Here is a 15,611-nt window from a genome sequence, read left to right on the forward strand (position 1 = left end):
CGATTCGCGTGCGCGGGGCCCGCCGCCGGGCGGCGGGCCGGTGCCGAAGGGGCTACGCCCGGGACCGGTGTGCCACGTACGCCAGGGTGCCCAGCAGCAGCCGCGCGGTCGGCGGCCTCGTCGCCGAGTCGAGGGCGGGGGAGCGGAGCCAGCGGACCGGACCGAGGCCACCGCGGTCGGACGGCGGGGCGGTGATGTGGGCGCCGGGGCCGAGGCCGCGCAGGTCGAGGGCGGACGGGTCGTCCCAGCCCATGCGGTAGAGCAGCTCCGGCAACTCGGCGGCGGCCCCGGGCGCGACGAGGAAGTGGGCGCGGCCCTCGGGGGTGGCGATCACCGGGCCGAGCGGCAGGCCCATGCGTTCGAGCCGGACCAGCGCGTGCCGCCCGGCGGACTCGGCGACCTCGATCACGTCGAACGAGCGGCCGACCGGCAGCATGATCGAGGCGCCGGGGTGCTCGGCCCAGGCTTCGCTCACCTCGTCGAGGGTGGCGCCGGCGGGCACCGGGGGAGCGAAGTCGAGAGGGTGCGCGCCGGGCGCGTCACAGGTCGTCCTGCCGCAGGAACAGGCGCCCGAGACCGCCCGTGCGCCGGGGGCGACGTCCCACCCCCAGAGGCCGGTGAACTCGGCCACCGCCGTGCAGTCCGAGGAACGGCCGCGCCGCCCTGATCGCAACTCGCGAATGCCGCCGATCGTGAAGCCCATGCCCCCTCCAACGGGTCCAGCGCGCCGGTGGTTACGTAACGGAGGCGGATCGTGACGCTCCGTCTCCGCCGGGGCGGCGCACCGCGGCACCCCCGGGTGGTGCGATCGGAGCGCGCGCCCTTGAATGCATCGCTCCGCCGACCCCCGGCCGTCATGTGTCAAGTGAATCGCGTACGGGGGACCGTTAGTTCATTCGAAGGGGTGGCGAATGGTGGCGTTTCTGGAATCGCCGTGGCCGGACGCGTGATCGTGGGATTACTTTGAGTGCACAGATCCTGGGGATGCACGCGCTCGTGGGTATGCCGGAGGCAAGTCGTCTTTCCGTTCGACGGGTGACAACGGACGGACGTACGGCGCGGTAACCGGCATTCTGGTAGGGCTTGGCGCACACAGCGCACAAGTGGTTTCAGGGATGGGGGCGTTCCAGTGGGCGGCAACGGCGGAAGCGGCACGAACGCTGAGAAGCGCCCGAACGAACTGCTGGGCTCGTGGTTCGTCCGCAGCGGCTGGTCCAAGGGTGAACTCGCCCGTCAGGTGAACCGCCGCGCCCGCCAGCTCGGGGCCAACCACATCTCCACCGACACCTCGCGCGTACGGCGCTGGCTCGACGGGGAGAACCCGCGCGAGCCGATCCCAAGGATCCTGTCCGAGCTGTTCTCCGAACGGTTCGGCTGCGTCGTCGCCGTCGAGGACCTGGGGCTGCGCGCCGCGCACCAGGCGCCGTCCGTGTCCGGTGTCGATCTGCCCTGGACGGGCCCGCAGACCGTGGCGCTGATCAGTGAGTTCTCGCGCAGCGACCTGATGCTGGCGCGGCGCGGCTTCCTCGGGAACTCACTGGCCCTGTCCGCGGGCCCGGCCCTCATCGAGCCGATGCAGCGCTGGCTCGTCCCCACGCTGCCCGCTCCCCGCCCGGAGCCCGAACCCTCCGCCGCCGCGCGCCGCGGCGGCCGCCTGTCCAAACCCGAGCTGGACCTCCTGGAGTCCACCACGGTGATGTTCCGGGGGTGGGACGCCCAGTGCGGGGGCGGCCTGCGCCGCAAGGCGGTCGTCGGCCAGCTGCACGAGGTGACCGACCTCCTCCAGGAGCCCCAGCCCGAGGCCACCAGCCGGCGTCTGTTCAAGGTCGCCGCCGAGCTGGCGGAGCTGGCCGGCTGGATGAGCTACGACATCGGCCTCCAGCCCACCGCCCAGAAGTACTTCGTCCTCGCCCTGCACGCGGCGAAGGAAGCGGGCGACAAGCCCCTCGGCTCGTACGTCCTCTCCAGCATGAGCCGCCAGATGATCCACCTCGGCCGGCCCGACGACGCGCTCGAACTGATCCACCTCGCCCAGTACGGCAGCCGCGACTGCGCGAGCCCACGCACCCAGGCGATGCTGTATGCGATGGAGGCCCGCGCCTACGCCAACATGGGGCAGCCCGGCAAGTGCAAGAGGGCCGTCCGGATGGCCGAGGACACCTTCGCCGACGCCGAGGAATGGGACGACCCGGACCCCGACTGGATCCGCTTCTTCAGCGAGGCCGAACTGCACGGCGAGAACTCCCACTCCTACCGCGACCTCGCCTATGTGGCCGGCCGCAGCCCCACGTACGCCTCGCTGGCCGAGCCCGTGATGCGCCGCGCGGTCGAACTCTTCGCGACGGACACCGACCACCAGCGGTCGTACGCGCTGAACCTGATCGGCATGGCCACGGTCCATCTGCTGCAGCGTGAGCCCGAACGGGGCGCCGACCTGGCGCAGCAGGCCATGACGGTCGCCCGGAAGGTCCGCTCGGAGCGCCTCAACACCCGTATCCGCAAGACCGTCGACACGGCCGTACGCGATTTCGGCGATCTCGCCGAGGTCGTCGAGCTCACCGACCAGCTCGCCGTGCACCTCCCGGAGACCGCCGAAGCGGTCTGACCCGGCCCGGCCCGCCGACCCCGAGGGCCCCCGACTCCGGCCGCGGCCGGTCATCCCTACTGCCCGACTCGGCTCCCCCATGCCAGGTCATCGGATGGCCGCCGTGGCCGGTCCCGTACACGACACACCCGAAGCCGACGCACCGTCGCGCCCCTGCCGCGGCGGGTGTGTCGTCCCCCGCGCGGCCCACGGCCGGAGTTCCATCGGATACGAAGCCGGTGCCCGCGGAGCCGCCCGCAGGGGCCGGGCCCCGCAGGGTCCCAATCCGCCGTGACCCACGTTTCACCCGCCCGTAACGCGACATGCGGGTTCGTCACGTGCGGGAAACAATTCCAATCTCCCCGTGAAACGGTGCTGCGCCAGTCTCCTCAGCACAGTCGGCCCTCCCCGAGAGCTCCCCCAGGCTTCAGCATCCGCACGGGCCGTTCCGACCACGAGGAGATACCGGCATTGAACGGCACAGATACCGGATTCGTATTGATCAGCGCGGCGCTCGTCATGGTGATGACGCCGGGCCTCGCGCTCTTCTACGGCGGCATGGTCAGGGCCAAGAGCGTGCTGAACATGCTGATGATGTCCTTCATCTCGCTGGGCATCGTCAGCATCCTGTGGGTGTTGTTCGGCTACTCGCTCGCCTTCAGCGGTGACGTCGGCCACTTCATCGGCAACTTCGACGCCATCGGCCTCAAGGGCATCGACTTCACGAGCACGGTCGACAGCTTCGTCACCAACGCCAAGGGCGAACCGCACAAGATCGCCGCGTTCTCGTTCATCCTCTTCCAGATGCTGTTCGCGGTGATCACCCCGGCCCTGATGAGCGGCGCCCTCGCCGACCGCGTCAAGTTCAGCGCCTGGATGGTCTTCGTCGCGCTCTGGGTCACCCTGGCGTACTTCCCGGTCGCGCACTGGGTCTGGGCGCCCGGCGGCTGGCTCTTCGACATGGGTGTCATCGACTTCGCCGGTGGTACCGCGGTCCACATCAACGCCGGTATCGGCGCGCTCGCCGCGGTCCTCGTCGTGGGCAAGCGGATCGGCTTCAAGAAGGACCCGATGCGGCCGCACAGCCTGCCGCTGGTCCTGATCGGCACCGCCCTGCTGTGGTTCGGCTGGTTCGGCTTCAACGCCGGTTCGTGGCTCGGTGTCGACGGCACCACTGCCCGCATGGCGCTCAACACGCAGATCGCGACCGCCGCGGCCATCATCGGCTGGCTGATCTACGAGCGCATCCGCCACGGCGCGTTCACCACGCTCGGTGCCTGCTCCGGCGCCGTCGCCGGCCTCGTCGCGATCACCCCGTCCGGCGGTCACGTCAACGCCTTCGGCGCCATCCTCATCGGTGTCGTCGCCGGTGTCGTCTGCTCCTGGGCCGTCAGCCTCAAGTACAAGCTCGGCTACGACGACTCCCTCGACGTTGTCGGTGTCCACCTGGTCGGCGGTGTCATCGGCACCCTGATGGTCGGCTTCCTCGCCACCGAGGCGGGCGGCTGGGACCAGTTCGGCAAGCAGGCCACGGGCGCCTTCTCCGTGATGGGCTACACCTTCGTGGTGACCTGGATCATCGCCTTCGCCATCCAGAAGACGATCGGCTTCCGCGCCTCCGAGGAGGACGAGGTCACCGGCGTCGACCAGACCCAGCACGCCGAGACCGCGTACGACTTCAGCTCGGCCGCCGGTTCGCACATCTCCTCCGGCGTCACGAGCCCCGTCGCCGCCGCCACCCAGAGCAAGAAGGTCGAGGCATGAAGCTGATCACCGCCGTCGTCAAGCCCCACCGGCTCGACGAGATCAAGGAAGCGCTGCAGGCCTTCGGGGTGCACGGACTTACGGTCACCGAGGCCAGTGGGTACGGTCGGCAGCGGGGACACACCGAGGTGTACCGCGGCGCCGAGTACACGGTGGACCTGGTTCCCAAGATCCGGATCGAGGTACTGGCCGAGGACGACGACGCCGAGCAGCTGATCGACGTCATCGTCAAGGCCGCCCGCACCGGCAAGATCGGTGACGGCAAGGTCTGGTCCCTCCCGGTCGAGACGGCCGTACGGGTCCGGACGGGCGAGCGCGGCCCGGACGCGCTCTGACCGCACAGAAGAACAGGAGTCACTGGGTGACGAGTACGGACGTACGTACGGATGCAGAGGACTCGGGACCCAGCGGCTACGCGGCGGCCCGGCTGCGCCTCCTCCAGGAGGAGGCGCGGTCCGGGCCGCCGCGCCGTGCCGCCCTCGCCGAGCTGACCGACGACTGGCTCGCCGGACTCTTCGGCGCGGGCGCCGGCGAGCTGCGCGGCGCCTCCCTCGTCGCCGTCGGCGGATACGGGCGCGGCGAGCTGTCCCCCCGCAGCGACCTTGATCTGCTGCTCCTGCACGACGGCTCCGACGACAAGGCCGTGGCCGCCCTCGCCGACCGCATCTGGTACCCGGTCTGGGACCTGGGGCTCGCCCTCGACCACTCGGTCCGCACCCCCGCCGAGGCCCGCAAGACCGCCGCCGAGGACCTCAAGGTGCAGCTGGGGCTGCTGGACGCCCGGCACCTCGCCGGTGACCTCGGGCTCACCGCCGGACTGCGCACCGCCGTCCTCGCCGACTGGCGCAACCAGGCGCCCAAACGCCTCCCCGAGCTCCAGGAACTGTGCGCCGAGCGCGCCGAGCGGCAGGGGGAGCTTCAGTACCTCCTCGAACCCGACCTCAAGGAGGCGCGCGGCGGGCTGCGTGACGCCACCGCCCTCCGCGCGGTCGCCGCCTCGTGGCTCGCCGACGCCCCGCGCGAAGGGCTCGCCGACGCCCGGCGCCGCCTCCTCGACGTACGGGACGCGCTGCACCTCACCACCGGGCGCGCCACCGACCGGCTCGCGCTCCAGGAGCAGGACCAGGTCGCGGCCGACCTCGGGCTGCTGGACGCCGACACCCTGCTGCGCCAGGTGTACGAGGCGGCGCGGGTCATCTCGTACGCCAGCGATGTCACCTGGCGTGAAGTGGGGCGCGTCCTGCGCTCGCGCGCCGTGCGGCCCCGGCTGCGCGCCATGCTGGGCGGCGGCAAGCCGGTCGCCGAGCGGTCACCGCTGGCCGAGGGCGTGGTCGAACAGGACGGCGAGGTCGTGCTCGCGCGCGCCGCCCGGCCCGAACGCGACCCGGTGCTGCCGCTGCGCGCCGCCGCCGCGGCGGCCCAGGCCGGACTGCCGCTGTCCCTGCACGCAGTACGGCGGCTCGCGGCCACCGCCCGCCCGCTGCCCACGCCCTGGCCCGCCGAGGCGAGGGAGCAGCTCGTCACCCTGCTGGGGTCCGGACGGCCGACCGTCGACGTCTGGGAGGCCCTGGAGGCCGAGGGGCTCATCACCCGCCTGCTGCCCGACTGGGAGCGGGTCCGCTGCCGCCCGCAGCGCAACGCCGTCCACATCTGGACCGTCGACCGGCACCTCATCGAGACCGCCGTCCGCGCCTCCGCGCTGACCCGCCGGGTCCACCGGCCCGACCTCCTCCTCGTCGCGGCGCTGCTGCACGACATCGGCAAGGGCTGGCCCGGCGACCACTCCGTGGCCGGGGAGATCATCGCCAAGGACGTGGCGGCCAGGATCGGCTTCGACCGCGAGGACGTGGCCGTGCTCGCCACCCTCGTCCGCCACCACCTGCTGCTCGTCGACACCGCCACCCGGCGTGACCTGGAGGACCCGGCCACCGTGCGGTCCGTGGCCGAGGCCGTCGGGTCGCCGGGCACCCTCGAACTGCTGCACGCCCTCACCGAGTCCGACGCCCTGGCGACCGGACCGGCCGCCTGGTCGTCGTGGCGGGCCTCGCTCGTGTCCGACCTGGTCCAGCGGGTCGCCGCACTGTTCGCCGGGGACGTCCCGGAGGAGCCGGAGCCCGCCGCGCCCACCGCGGAGCAGGAGCGGCTCGCCGTCGAGGCGTTCCGCACCGGCGGGCCCGTGCTGTCGCTGCGCGCGCAGACGGAGGCGCCGGCGGACGACAGCGACGACAGGGGCGAGAAGGACGAGAAGGCCGACCCGGAGCCGCTCGGCGTGGAGCTCCTCATCGCCGTGCCCGATCAGCCGGGCGTCCTGCCCGCCGTCGCCGGTGTCCTCGCCATGCACCGGCTCACGGTGCGCACGGCGGAGCTCCGGGCGCTCGACCTGCCGGACGGCGTCGAGGGCTCCGTCCTGCTGCTGGACTGGCGGGTCGCCGCCGAATACGGCTCGCTGCCCCAGGCGGCCCGGCTCCGCGCCGACCTCGTCCGGGCCCTGGAAGGCTCGCTGGACATCGCGGGACGGCTCGCCGAGCGCGACGCCGCCTACCCCCGGCGCCGGGGTGTGGTCGCGCCCCCGCCGCGCGTCACGGTGGCCGCGGCCGCCTCCCGGCACGCCACGGTGATCGAGGTCCGCGCCCAGGACGCCCCGGGTCTGCTGCACCGCATCGGGCGGGCGCTGGAGGACGCGCGCGTGCGGGTGCGCAGCGCCCACGTCAGCACGCTCGGCGCGAACGCGGTGGACGCCTTCTACGTCACCGCCAGCGACGGCGCCCCCCTGCCGGGCGACGACGCGGCCTCCGTGGCGCGGAAACTGGAGGAGACGCTGCGCGGCTGAACCACGGGGTCACGGGGCCGCGACCTGCTCCGTGACCCCGGGCGTGGCACCGTTGTCCACAGGGGTGGAGACCCGACCACACCCAGACAGATACCCTGGAGGGCACGTCAGACTGCCCCCGACTCCGAGGACCGACACCGCCGTGTTCGATACGCTCTCCGATCGCCTCTCAGCGACTTTCAAGAACCTGCGCGGCAAGGGGCGCCTCTCCGAGGCGGACATCGACGCCACGGCACGCGAGATCCGCATCGCGCTCCTCGAGGCGGACGTGGCGCTGCCGGTCGTCCGGGGCTTCATCAAGAACGTCAAGGAGCGGGCGCTCGGCGCCGAGGTCTCCAAGGCGCTCAACCCCGCCCAGCAGGTCCTCAAGATCGTCAACGAGGAGCTGGTCGGGATCCTCGGTGGCGAGACCCGCCGCCTCCGCTTCGCCAAGAACCCGCCGACCGTGATCATGCTCGCGGGTCTCCAGGGTGCCGGTAAGACGACCCTCGCGGGCAAGCTCGGCAGGTGGCTGAAGGAGCAGGGCCACTCCCCGCTGCTGGTCGCCTGTGACCTCCAGCGGCCGAACGCGGTGAACCAGCTGAGCGTCGTCGCCGAGCGCGCGGGTGTCGCGGTCTACGCCCCCGAGCCGGGCAACGGCGTGGGCGACCCGGTCAAGGTCGCCAAGGACTCCATCGAGTTCGCGAAGTCGAAGGTCCACGACATCGTGGTCGTCGACACCGCCGGTCGCCTGGGCATCGACCAGGAGATGATGCAGCAGGCGGCGGACATCAGGGACGCCGTCTCCCCGGACGAGATCCTCTTCGTCGTCGACGCGATGATCGGTCAGGACGCGGTCAACACCGCCGAGGCCTTCCGCGACGGCGTCGGCTTCGACGGCGTGGTGCTCTCCAAGCTCGACGGTGACGCTCGCGGTGGTGCCGCCCTGTCGATCCGCCAGGTCACCGGCAAGCCGATCATGTTCGCGTCGAACGGCGAGAAGCTCGACGAGTTCGACCAGTTCCACCCGGACCGGATGGCCTCCCGCATCCTCGACATGGGTGACCTGCTCACCCTGATCGAGCAGGCGGAGAAGACCTTCAGTCAGGAAGAGGCCGCCAAGATGGCCTCCAAGCTGGCGTCCAAGAAGGGTCAGGACTTCACCCTCGACGACTTCCTGGCCCAGATGGAGCAGGTCAGGAAGATGGGCAGCATCAGCAAGCTGCTCGGCATGCTGCCCGGCATGGGTCAGATCAAGGACCAGATCAACAGCATCGACGAGCGCGACGTCGACCGCACCGCCGCGATCATCAAGTCGATGACCCCGGGCGAGCGCCAGGACCCGACGATCATCAACGGCTCCCGCCGGGCCCGCATCGCCAAGGGTTCCGGTGTCGAGGTCAGCGCGGTGAAGAACCTGGTCGAGCGGTTCTTCGAGGCCCGCAAGATGATGTCCCGGATGGCCCAGGGCGGCGGCATGCCCGGGATGCCGGGTATCCCCGGCATGGGCGGTGGCCCCGGCCGGTCCAAGAAGCAGCCCAAGAGGGCCAAGGGCAAGCAGCGCTCCGGCAACCCGATGAAGCGCAAGCAGCAGGAGCAGGAGGAGGCCGCCCGCCGCGCGGCCGCGGCCCAGGGCGGCGCTCCGGGCAGTGCCCTCGGCCTGCCGGGCCAGCAGGCCGGACAGGACTTCGAACTGCCGGACGAGTTCAAGAAGTTCATGGGCTGACGGTCGCCCGCGTCCGACCGTTCCGCCCGCGTTCGCGGCCGTGTACGGTCCCGGGCGCGCATACGCCACTGGGGGCGCCCTCCGAGCGGAGGGCGCCCCCAGTAGGCGTGTCAGGAGTGGCGGCGGGCGCCGCGCGGTCGGCCGGGGGGTGTGGCCGGGCGTGCGGCGCCCGTGCCGTGCGTGGACGGCACATTCGTGGTTGTCGGCATCCGAGTGCGTGTTTCGGCCGGACGGTGCGTCAGGCTATGAGGATGGTGCGTCACTTCGCGAAGTGAGAGGCACCCCGTCCCGCTTTCTCCACACCATTCACACGTGCATCGGCCGAAAGTGTCGAAGTCCTCCTCAGCGCACCCATGTCGGGGCCGTCCGCGCCTCTCAGGGCGTCCGCGCGATCAGATACCGGAACACGTTCGGCATCCACACCGTGCCGTCCTGGCGGCGGTACGGGTGCAGGGCCTCGGTCAGTTCCTTGTTCACCTGGACCGGGTCCGTGGCCGCGATCGCCGCGTCGAACAGCCCCGTCGACAGCAGCCCCCGCACCGCGTTGTCCACGTTCGCGTACCCGAAGGGGCAGGCCACGCGCCCGGAGCCGTCCGGCCTCAGGCCGGCCAGCTGGGCGACCTCCTCCAGGTCGTCCCGCAGCGCCAGGCGACAGCCACCGGTGCCGCGCAGCGGATCGGCGAGCTTGGTGGCGACACGGAGCACCGTGGATGTCGCGCAGCGCTCGGGGGGACCCCATCCCGCGAGCACCACGGGGGTGCCCCGCCCGGCGAGCGGGGTCACGCGGGCGAGCAGCTCGCCCAGGCCCTCGGAGTCCCCGGCCAGACAGCCGATCGGCTCGAAGGCGGTCACCACGTCGTACGGGGGAGCGCCCAAGGCCCCGGCCGCGTCCTCGGGAGCGCCCTCCACGACGCGGGCGTCGGCACGCGCGTGTGCGCCCCATCCCTCCGGCAGCAGCCGCTCCCGCGCGAGAGCGGTTCTCTCGGGCGACGACCCGTCGACACCGGTGACCGCGGCGCCCCGCGACGCCGCCATCAGCAGTGCGAGCCCCGACCCGCAGCCGAGGCCCAACAGCCGGGTGCCGCTGCCCACGTCGAGCCGGCGGTAGACCGCCTCGTAGAGCGGGACCAGCATCCGTTCCTGGATCTCGGCCCAGTCACGCGCGCGTGCACACCGGTCCACACGGGGTGCGGTCCCCGGGCGAGGCAGTTGCTGCCGCACGAGCGTAGGTGTCATATCGAAAGCGCCCCAATCCGCCGAGAGTCGTCTCTGTGCCCGTTTTCAGGGCCCCCGTGACAGTGCGCTCGCACTCCCCCCGTATGCCAGATAACTCCGCACCTGCCGCGCCGTCCAGGGGTAGCGGACACCGGTTTGCGGACTGTCTACGGGTGGATAAAAGAATTCACATCCCCGCAACGGGGGCCCGTACGATCGCGACATGGCTAAAGCACCCGTTCTCACCCCCCGGGCGGACGACTTCCCGCGCTGGTACCAGGACCTGATCGCCAAGGCGGAACTGGCCGACAACGGACCGGTGCGCGGCACCATGGTCATCCGACCGTACGGGTACGGGATCTGGGAGCGGATGCAGCAGGAGATGGACGCCCGGATCAAGGAGACGGGCACGCAGAACGCGTACTTCCCCCTGTTGATCCCGCAGTCTTACCTGACCAGGGAGGCCGAGCACGTCGAGGGCTTCGCGCCCGAACTGGCGGTGGTGACGCACGGCGGCGGCAAGGAGCTCGAGGAGCCCGCGGTGGTCCGCCCCACCTCCGAGATGATCATCAACGACTACTTCTCGAAGTGGATCCAGAGCTACCGCGACCTGCCCCTGCTGATCAACCAGTGGGCCAACGTGGTCCGTTGGGAACTGCGGCCCCGACTGTTCCTGCGCACCAGCGAATTCCTCTGGCAGGAGGGCCACACGGCGCACGCGACATACGAGGAGGCGCGCGACTTCGCCGCGCACATCCATCGGGAGGTCTACGAGGACTTCATGCTGAACGTCCTCGCGATGGACGTCGTCCCCGGTCGCAAGACCGTCAAGGAGCGTTTCGCGGGCGCCGTCAACACCCTCACCCTCGAAGGCATGATGGGTGACGGCAAGGCCCTCCAGATGGCCACCAGTCATGAGTTGGGCCAGAACTTCGCCAAGGCCTTCACCACCCAGTACCTGTCGAAGGAGGGCAGGCAGGAGCTCGTCTGGCAGACCTCCTGGGGCTCCACCACCCGCATGATCGGCGCCCTGGTGATGATGCACGGCGACGACAACGGTCTGCGGGTCCCGCCGCGGCTCGCCCACATCCAGGCCGTCGTCCTCGCGATCAAGGGCGACGACGCGGTTCTGGCCAAGGTCCGCGAGATCGGCGACCGGCTGAAGGCCGCGGGCGTACGCGTCCACGTGGACGACCGCACGGACGTCCCGTTCGGCCGCCGCGCCGTCGACTGGGAGCTGAAGGGCGTCCCCGTCCGCATCGAGGTCGGCCCCCGCGACCTGGAGAACGGCACCGCGATGCTCGCCCGCCGCATCCCCGGCGGCAAGGAAGCGGTCGCCCTCGAGTCCCTCGTGGGGCTGCTGCCCACGATCCTCGAGGAGGACCAGGCGCTGCTCCTGAGGCAGTCGCGCGAGCGCCGGGAGTCCCGGACGACGGAGGTGTCGACGATCGGCGAGGCGATCGAGGCCGCCGGCGCGGGCGGCTGGGCACGCATCCCCTGGGCCGTACTCGGCGAGAGGGGCGAGGCCGAGCTGGCGGAGCACGCCGCGAGCGTACGGTGTCTGGTCGCCGAGGACGGGTCGGTGCCCGACGCCTACGACGCACCCGGTAACGTCGCGGTCGTGGCGCGCGCTTACTAGAGCGATCCGTTCCGTCGCGAGAGCGACCGAAACGCCCCTTGCGCATCTGACGACCACAGGTGCCCCGGCGCGCGGACCTTGTCTACGCGCCGGGGCTACGTGTTACTACGTACCGCCTTGCGTGGAGCTGCGAGGCTTCTCCGCAGATCAGCGCACCCGCCCTCGTCGGGACGCACTAGCGGCAACTGACGGGTACGTGCAAATTATTTGGGATGCCCCGGAATCGGAACACACGGGCACTCAGGCTCGTTGTCATTACGTGAGCACGACACAGACACCACCCGTTCTCGCCGCAGAACTGGCGCAGGCGTGGGCCGACATTCAGCGGTACCACCCCGAGCTGCCGGATCTTGCCGCTCCCGAGTCCCTGATCGGAGAGTCGTCGTCCGCATGCGGGCACGAGCTCTCCTTCGAGCGACTGCTCCATGAGGCAGTCCACGGCATCGCCGCCGCCCGAGGGGTCCGCGACACCTCCCGCGCCGGCCGCTACCACAACCGGAGATTCCTCGCGATCGCCGAGGAGCTGGGTCTCGACCACCCCGAGGAACCGCATCCCAGCAGCGGCTTCTCGCTGGTCACCCTCAACCCCGAGGCGAAGCGTCGCTACCGCCCGACCATCGAGAGACTGCAACGCGCCCTGAAGGCCCACACGGCGGCCACCTCCGCCGACACGGCCCGCAGCTTCCGGGGCCCGGCCGCCCGGCACGGCTCCTCCGGCGGAGGCGTCCGGGTCAAGGCGGTCTGCGACTGCGGACGCAACGTCCGGGTCGTCCCCTCCGTACTCGCCCAGGCCCCCATCGTCTGCGGCGGCTGCGGAAAGCCCTTCCGGATCCCGGAGGTCGTGGGCGCGGCGTGACGCGACGACGAACTGAACAGACGGCTGCTCGTGGCGGCCGTACCAGTGAGTCGTACGTCGAGTCGTACACCGAGCCTCACGTCGAGTCGGGAGTGGAGGGTGCCGTCCCGGCGGCATCCTCCACGCGCCGGTGAGCGCGACGCACCCCTGGCGCGGGGTGCCGATCCGGCATGGCCGCACGCCCCCTCGCGGCAAGCGCGACCCGCGGGGTGTGGCACAATGGCTAGCTGTACTCGACAGTCGCATAGGACCCCTCTCTCCTCCGGCTGACGCGTCCATCGGGCACTCGGGTACCGCAACCCCACGCGGCTCTCTCGCCGTGCCCAACCACGTCAAAACCAGGAGAACCCACTCCCGTGGCAGTCAAGATCAAGCTGAAGCGTCTGGGCAAGATCCGTTCGCCTCACTACCGCATCGTCGTCGCTGACTCCCGTACCCGTCGTGACGGTCGTGCGATCGAGGAGATCGGCAAGTACCACCCGACGTACAACCCCTCGGTCATCGAGGTCGACGCGGACCGCGTCGCCTACTGGCTGGGTGTCGGCGCGCAGCCGACCGAGCCCGTGCTCGCCATCCTGAAGAAGACCGGCGACTGGCAGAAGTTCAAGGGCGAGCCCGCCCCGGCGCCGCTCCTCGTCGCCGAGCCGAAGTCCACGCGCCCGTCGTTCGAGGCGCTCGGCGGCGACGACGAGGGCAAGGGTGAGGCGATCACCCAGAAGAAGAAGGCTGAGAAGAAGGACGAGGCCGCGGCCGAGTCCTCTTCGTCTGAGTCGACCGAGGCCTGAGCATGCTCGAGGAGGCTCTCGAGCACCTCGTCAAGGGCATCGTCGACTACCCCGACGACGTACAGGTCGCCTCGCGCAACCTGCGTCGCGGGCGCGTCCTCGAGGTCCGGGTCCACCCCGATGACCTCGGCAAGGTGATCGGCCGCAACGGCCGTACCGCCCGCGCCCTGCGCACCGTCGTGGGTGCCATCGGCGGCCGCGGAGTCCGTGTCGACCTCGTCGACGTGGATCACGTCCGCTGACGCAATTCGCAGCACCGGCTCGGGCCGGGGAAGGCCATCGAGCCGTCCCCGGCCCGACGTCGTACGGTCGTCCGGACCGTCCGATGACAGGAGATCAAGCACAGTGCAGCTGGTAGTCGCACGGATCGGCCGCGCCCACGGCATCAAGGGCGAGGTCACCGTCGAGGTACGAACCGACGAGCCGGAGCTGAGGCTCGCGCCCGGCGCCGTACTGGCCACCGACCCCGCCTCGACGGGGCCCCTCACCATCGAGACCGGCCGGGTGCACAGCGGCCGCCTCCTGCTGCGCTTCGAGGGTGTGAAGGACCGCACCGCCGCGGAGGCGCTGCGCAACACCCTGTTGATCGCCGAGGTGGACCCGGAGGAACTCCCCGACGAAGAGGACGAGTACTACGACCACCAGCTGATCGACCTCGACGTGGTCACGAAGGACGGGGTGGAGGTCGGCCGGATCACCGAGATCTCGCACCTGCCGTCCCAGGACCTCTTCATCGTCGAGCGGCCCGACGGCAGCGAGGTGATGATCCCCTTCGTCGAGGAGATCGTCACCGAGATCGACCTCGAGGAGCAGCGCGCGGTCATCGACCCGCCGGCCGGACTGATCGACGACCGCGCGGAGATCGCGTCGTCGCGGGACGAGGCCTGATGCGGCTCGACGTCGTCACGATCTTCCCCGAGTACCTCGACCCCCTGAACGTCTCCCTCGTCGGGAAGGCACGCGCGCGTGGACAGCTGAATGTGCATGTGCATGATCTGCGTTCCTGGACGTACGACCGGCACAACACCGTCGACGACACGCCGTACGGCGGCGGCCCCGGCATGGTCATGAAGACCGAACCCTGGGGTGACGCGCTGGACTCCGTCCTGGCCGACGGCTACGAGACCGGCGCCCGTCGGCCCGCCCTCATCGTCCCCACCCCGAGCGGCCGCCCCTTCACCCAGACCCTCGCCGTCGAACTCTCCGAGCGGCCCTGGCTGGTCTTCACCCCGGCCCGGTACGAGGGCATCGACCGCCGCGTCATCGACGAGTACGCCACCCGGATGCCCGTGTACGAGGTGTCCATCGGCGACTACGTGCTCGCCGGAGGTGAGGCGGCCGTCCTCGTCGTCACGGAGGCCGTGGCTCGTCTGCTGCCCGGGGTCCTCGGCAACGCCGAGTCCCACCAGGACGACTCCTTCGCGCCCGGCGCCATGGCCAACCTCCTGGAGGGGCCGGTCTACACGAAGCCGCCCGAGTGGCGCGGCCGGGACATCCCCGACGTGCTGCTCAGCGGCCACCACGGCAAGATCGCGCGCTGGCGCCGGGACGCGGCACTGAGACGCACGACGGCCAACCGGCCCGACCTCATCGAGCGTTGCGACCCCAAGGCCTTCGACAAGAAGGACCGGGAGATGCTCTCCATCCTGGGCTGGGCCCCCGACCCCGAGGGCGAGCCCCACGGCCGATTTTGGCGTCGGCTGGAGGGCGTGGAAGAATAGGCCGCTGTTGTGCGTCGTCCGGCGCGCGCCCCTGCCGCAGGGGGACACGACGCCCGCCCCGACACGGACAGCATCCTCTTGGAAAACCTAGCTCCCGCCTATGACCTGTGGCATGGGCGAAGAAAGCAGACGCAATGTCTCACCTGCTCGACTCCGTCGACTCCGCGTCGCTGCGCAGCGACATCCCGGCCTTCCGCCCGGGTGACACCGTCAACGTCCACGTCCGCGTCATCGAGGGCAACCGCTCCCGTGTGCAGCAGTTCAAGGGCGTGGTGATCCGCCGCCAGGGCGCCGGTGTCCGCGAGACCTTCACGGTCCGCAAGGTCTCGTTCTCCGTCGGCGTCGAGCGCACCTTCCCGGTGCACACCCCGATCGTCGAGAAGATCGAGCTCGTCACCCGCGGTGACGTCCGTCGCGCCAAGCTGTACTACCTGCGCGAGCTGCGCGGCAAGGCGGCGAAGATCAAGGAGAAGCGCGACAACTGATCGCGCGCCCGCGTGTCATAGAGGGGC

General features: G+C 70.9%; 14 protein-coding genes. 12 read left to right on the forward strand and 2 right to left on the reverse strand.

The features are described 5' to 3' along the window. Positions 1-52 precede the first annotated feature (52 nt). Positions 53-703: a bifunctional DNA primase/polymerase gene (locus tag AOK15_RS15635; protein ID WP_055517121.1), complete on the reverse strand. Its 651-nt coding sequence runs from the start codon at positions 701-703 to the stop codon at positions 53-55. 426 nt (positions 704-1,129) lie between these two features. Here AOK15_RS15635 and nsdA point away from each other — a divergent pair, with 426 nt between their 5' ends. The 5 genes from nsdA (at position 1,130) to ffh (ending at position 8,883) form a co-directional block, all read left to right on the forward strand. Beyond that, positions 1,130-2,605, forward strand: a complete 1,476-nt coding sequence (gene nsdA / locus AOK15_RS15640) for a transcriptional repressor NsdA (RefSeq protein ID WP_055517124.1) — start codon at positions 1,130-1,132, stop codon at positions 2,603-2,605. Positions 2,606-3,055: 450 nt separating this feature from the next. Further along, positions 3,056-4,348 (forward strand): ammonium transporter, encoded by a 1,293-nt coding sequence (locus AOK15_RS15645; RefSeq protein ID WP_055517126.1) that lies wholly within the window; start codon positions 3,056-3,058, stop codon positions 4,346-4,348. Continuing rightward, positions 4,345-4,683, forward strand: coding sequence for a P-II family nitrogen regulator (locus AOK15_RS15650; RefSeq protein WP_003997576.1), 339 nt, complete (start codon positions 4,345-4,347; stop codon positions 4,681-4,683). The genes AOK15_RS15645 and AOK15_RS15650 overlap by 4 nt, the downstream gene beginning before the upstream one ends. Before the next feature lie 26 nt (positions 4,684-4,709). Then, on the forward strand, positions 4,710-7,178 hold the full coding sequence (locus AOK15_RS15655) for a [protein-PII] uridylyltransferase (protein ID WP_055517128.1): 2,469 nt from the start codon (positions 4,710-4,712) through the stop codon (positions 7,176-7,178). Between the two features lie 142 nt (positions 7,179-7,320). Continuing rightward, the gene (ffh, locus tag AOK15_RS15660; protein ID WP_055517131.1) at positions 7,321-8,883 is read left to right on the forward strand and encodes a signal recognition particle protein; all 1,563 of its coding nucleotides are present in this window, start codon (positions 7,321-7,323) and stop codon (positions 8,881-8,883) included. A gap of 375 nt (positions 8,884-9,258) precedes the next feature. Here the strand turns inward: ffh and AOK15_RS15665 are convergent, their stop codons facing one another. Beyond that, positions 9,259-10,119 carry a class I SAM-dependent methyltransferase gene (locus AOK15_RS15665; protein WP_205632141.1) on the reverse strand — a complete coding sequence of 287 codons (861 nt, stop codon included), beginning with the start codon at positions 10,117-10,119 and terminating at the stop codon, positions 9,259-9,261. Positions 10,120-10,321: 202 nt separating this feature from the next. Here AOK15_RS15665 and proS point away from each other — a divergent pair, with 202 nt between their 5' ends. The 7 genes from proS (at position 10,322) to rplS (ending at position 15,584) form a co-directional block, all read left to right on the forward strand. Beyond that, positions 10,322-11,737: a proline--tRNA ligase gene (gene proS / locus AOK15_RS15670; RefSeq protein ID WP_055517133.1), complete on the forward strand. Its 1,416-nt coding sequence runs from the start codon at positions 10,322-10,324 to the stop codon at positions 11,735-11,737. Between the two features lie 259 nt (positions 11,738-11,996). Continuing rightward, positions 11,997-12,593 (forward strand): hypothetical protein, encoded by a 597-nt coding sequence (locus AOK15_RS15675; RefSeq protein ID WP_055517136.1) that lies wholly within the window; start codon positions 11,997-11,999, stop codon positions 12,591-12,593. Between the two features lie 356 nt (positions 12,594-12,949). Next, positions 12,950-13,378, forward strand: coding sequence for a 30S ribosomal protein S16 (gene rpsP / locus AOK15_RS15680; RefSeq protein ID WP_055517138.1), 429 nt, complete (start codon positions 12,950-12,952; stop codon positions 13,376-13,378). Between the two features lie 2 nt (positions 13,379-13,380). Continuing rightward, entirely contained in the window at positions 13,381-13,620 is a 240-nt protein-coding gene (locus AOK15_RS15685) for an RNA-binding protein (protein ID WP_033526925.1), read from the forward strand. A gap of 103 nt (positions 13,621-13,723) precedes the next feature. Beyond that, positions 13,724-14,266 carry a ribosome maturation factor RimM gene (rimM, locus tag AOK15_RS15690; RefSeq protein WP_055517141.1) on the forward strand — a complete coding sequence of 181 codons (543 nt, stop codon included), beginning with the start codon at positions 13,724-13,726 and terminating at the stop codon, positions 14,264-14,266. After that, positions 14,266-15,099: a tRNA (guanosine(37)-N1)-methyltransferase TrmD gene (gene trmD / locus AOK15_RS15695; protein WP_055517143.1), complete on the forward strand. Its 834-nt coding sequence runs from the start codon at positions 14,266-14,268 to the stop codon at positions 15,097-15,099. The genes rimM and trmD overlap by 1 nt, the downstream gene beginning before the upstream one ends. 134 nt (positions 15,100-15,233) lie before the next feature. Then, entirely contained in the window at positions 15,234-15,584 is a 351-nt protein-coding gene (gene rplS / locus AOK15_RS15700; RefSeq protein WP_013000407.1) for a 50S ribosomal protein L19, read from the forward strand. Positions 15,585-15,611: the final 27 nt, after the last annotated feature.

The organism is Streptomyces ossamyceticus, assembly GCF_001418475.1.
In the GTDB taxonomy this organism is placed as follows: Bacteria; Actinomycetota; Actinomycetes; order Streptomycetales; family Streptomycetaceae; genus Streptomyces; species Streptomyces ossamyceticus.

What these genes read in the sequence shown, in the direction of transcription:
- AOK15_RS15635 (WP_055517121.1), bottom strand. Translation starts at nt 703, where the DNA reads ATGGGCTTCACGATCGGCGGCATTCGCGAGTTGCGATCAGGGCGGCGC.
- AOK15_RS15650 (WP_003997576.1), top strand. Translation starts at nt 4,345, where the DNA reads ATGAAGCTGATCACCGCCGTCGTCAAGCCCCACCGGCTCGACGAGATC.
- AOK15_RS15665 (WP_205632141.1), bottom strand. Translation starts at nt 10,119, where the DNA reads ATGACACCTACGCTCGTGCGGCAGCAACTGCCTCGCCCGGGGACCGCA.
- proS (WP_055517133.1), top strand. Translation starts at nt 10,322, where the DNA reads ATGGCTAAAGCACCCGTTCTCACCCCCCGGGCGGACGACTTCCCGCGC.
- AOK15_RS15685 (WP_033526925.1), top strand. Translation starts at nt 13,381, where the DNA reads ATGCTCGAGGAGGCTCTCGAGCACCTCGTCAAGGGCATCGTCGACTAC.
- trmD (WP_055517143.1), top strand. Translation starts at nt 14,266, where the DNA reads ATGCGGCTCGACGTCGTCACGATCTTCCCCGAGTACCTCGACCCCCTG.
- rplS (WP_013000407.1), top strand. Translation starts at nt 15,234, where the DNA reads ATGTCTCACCTGCTCGACTCCGTCGACTCCGCGTCGCTGCGCAGCGAC.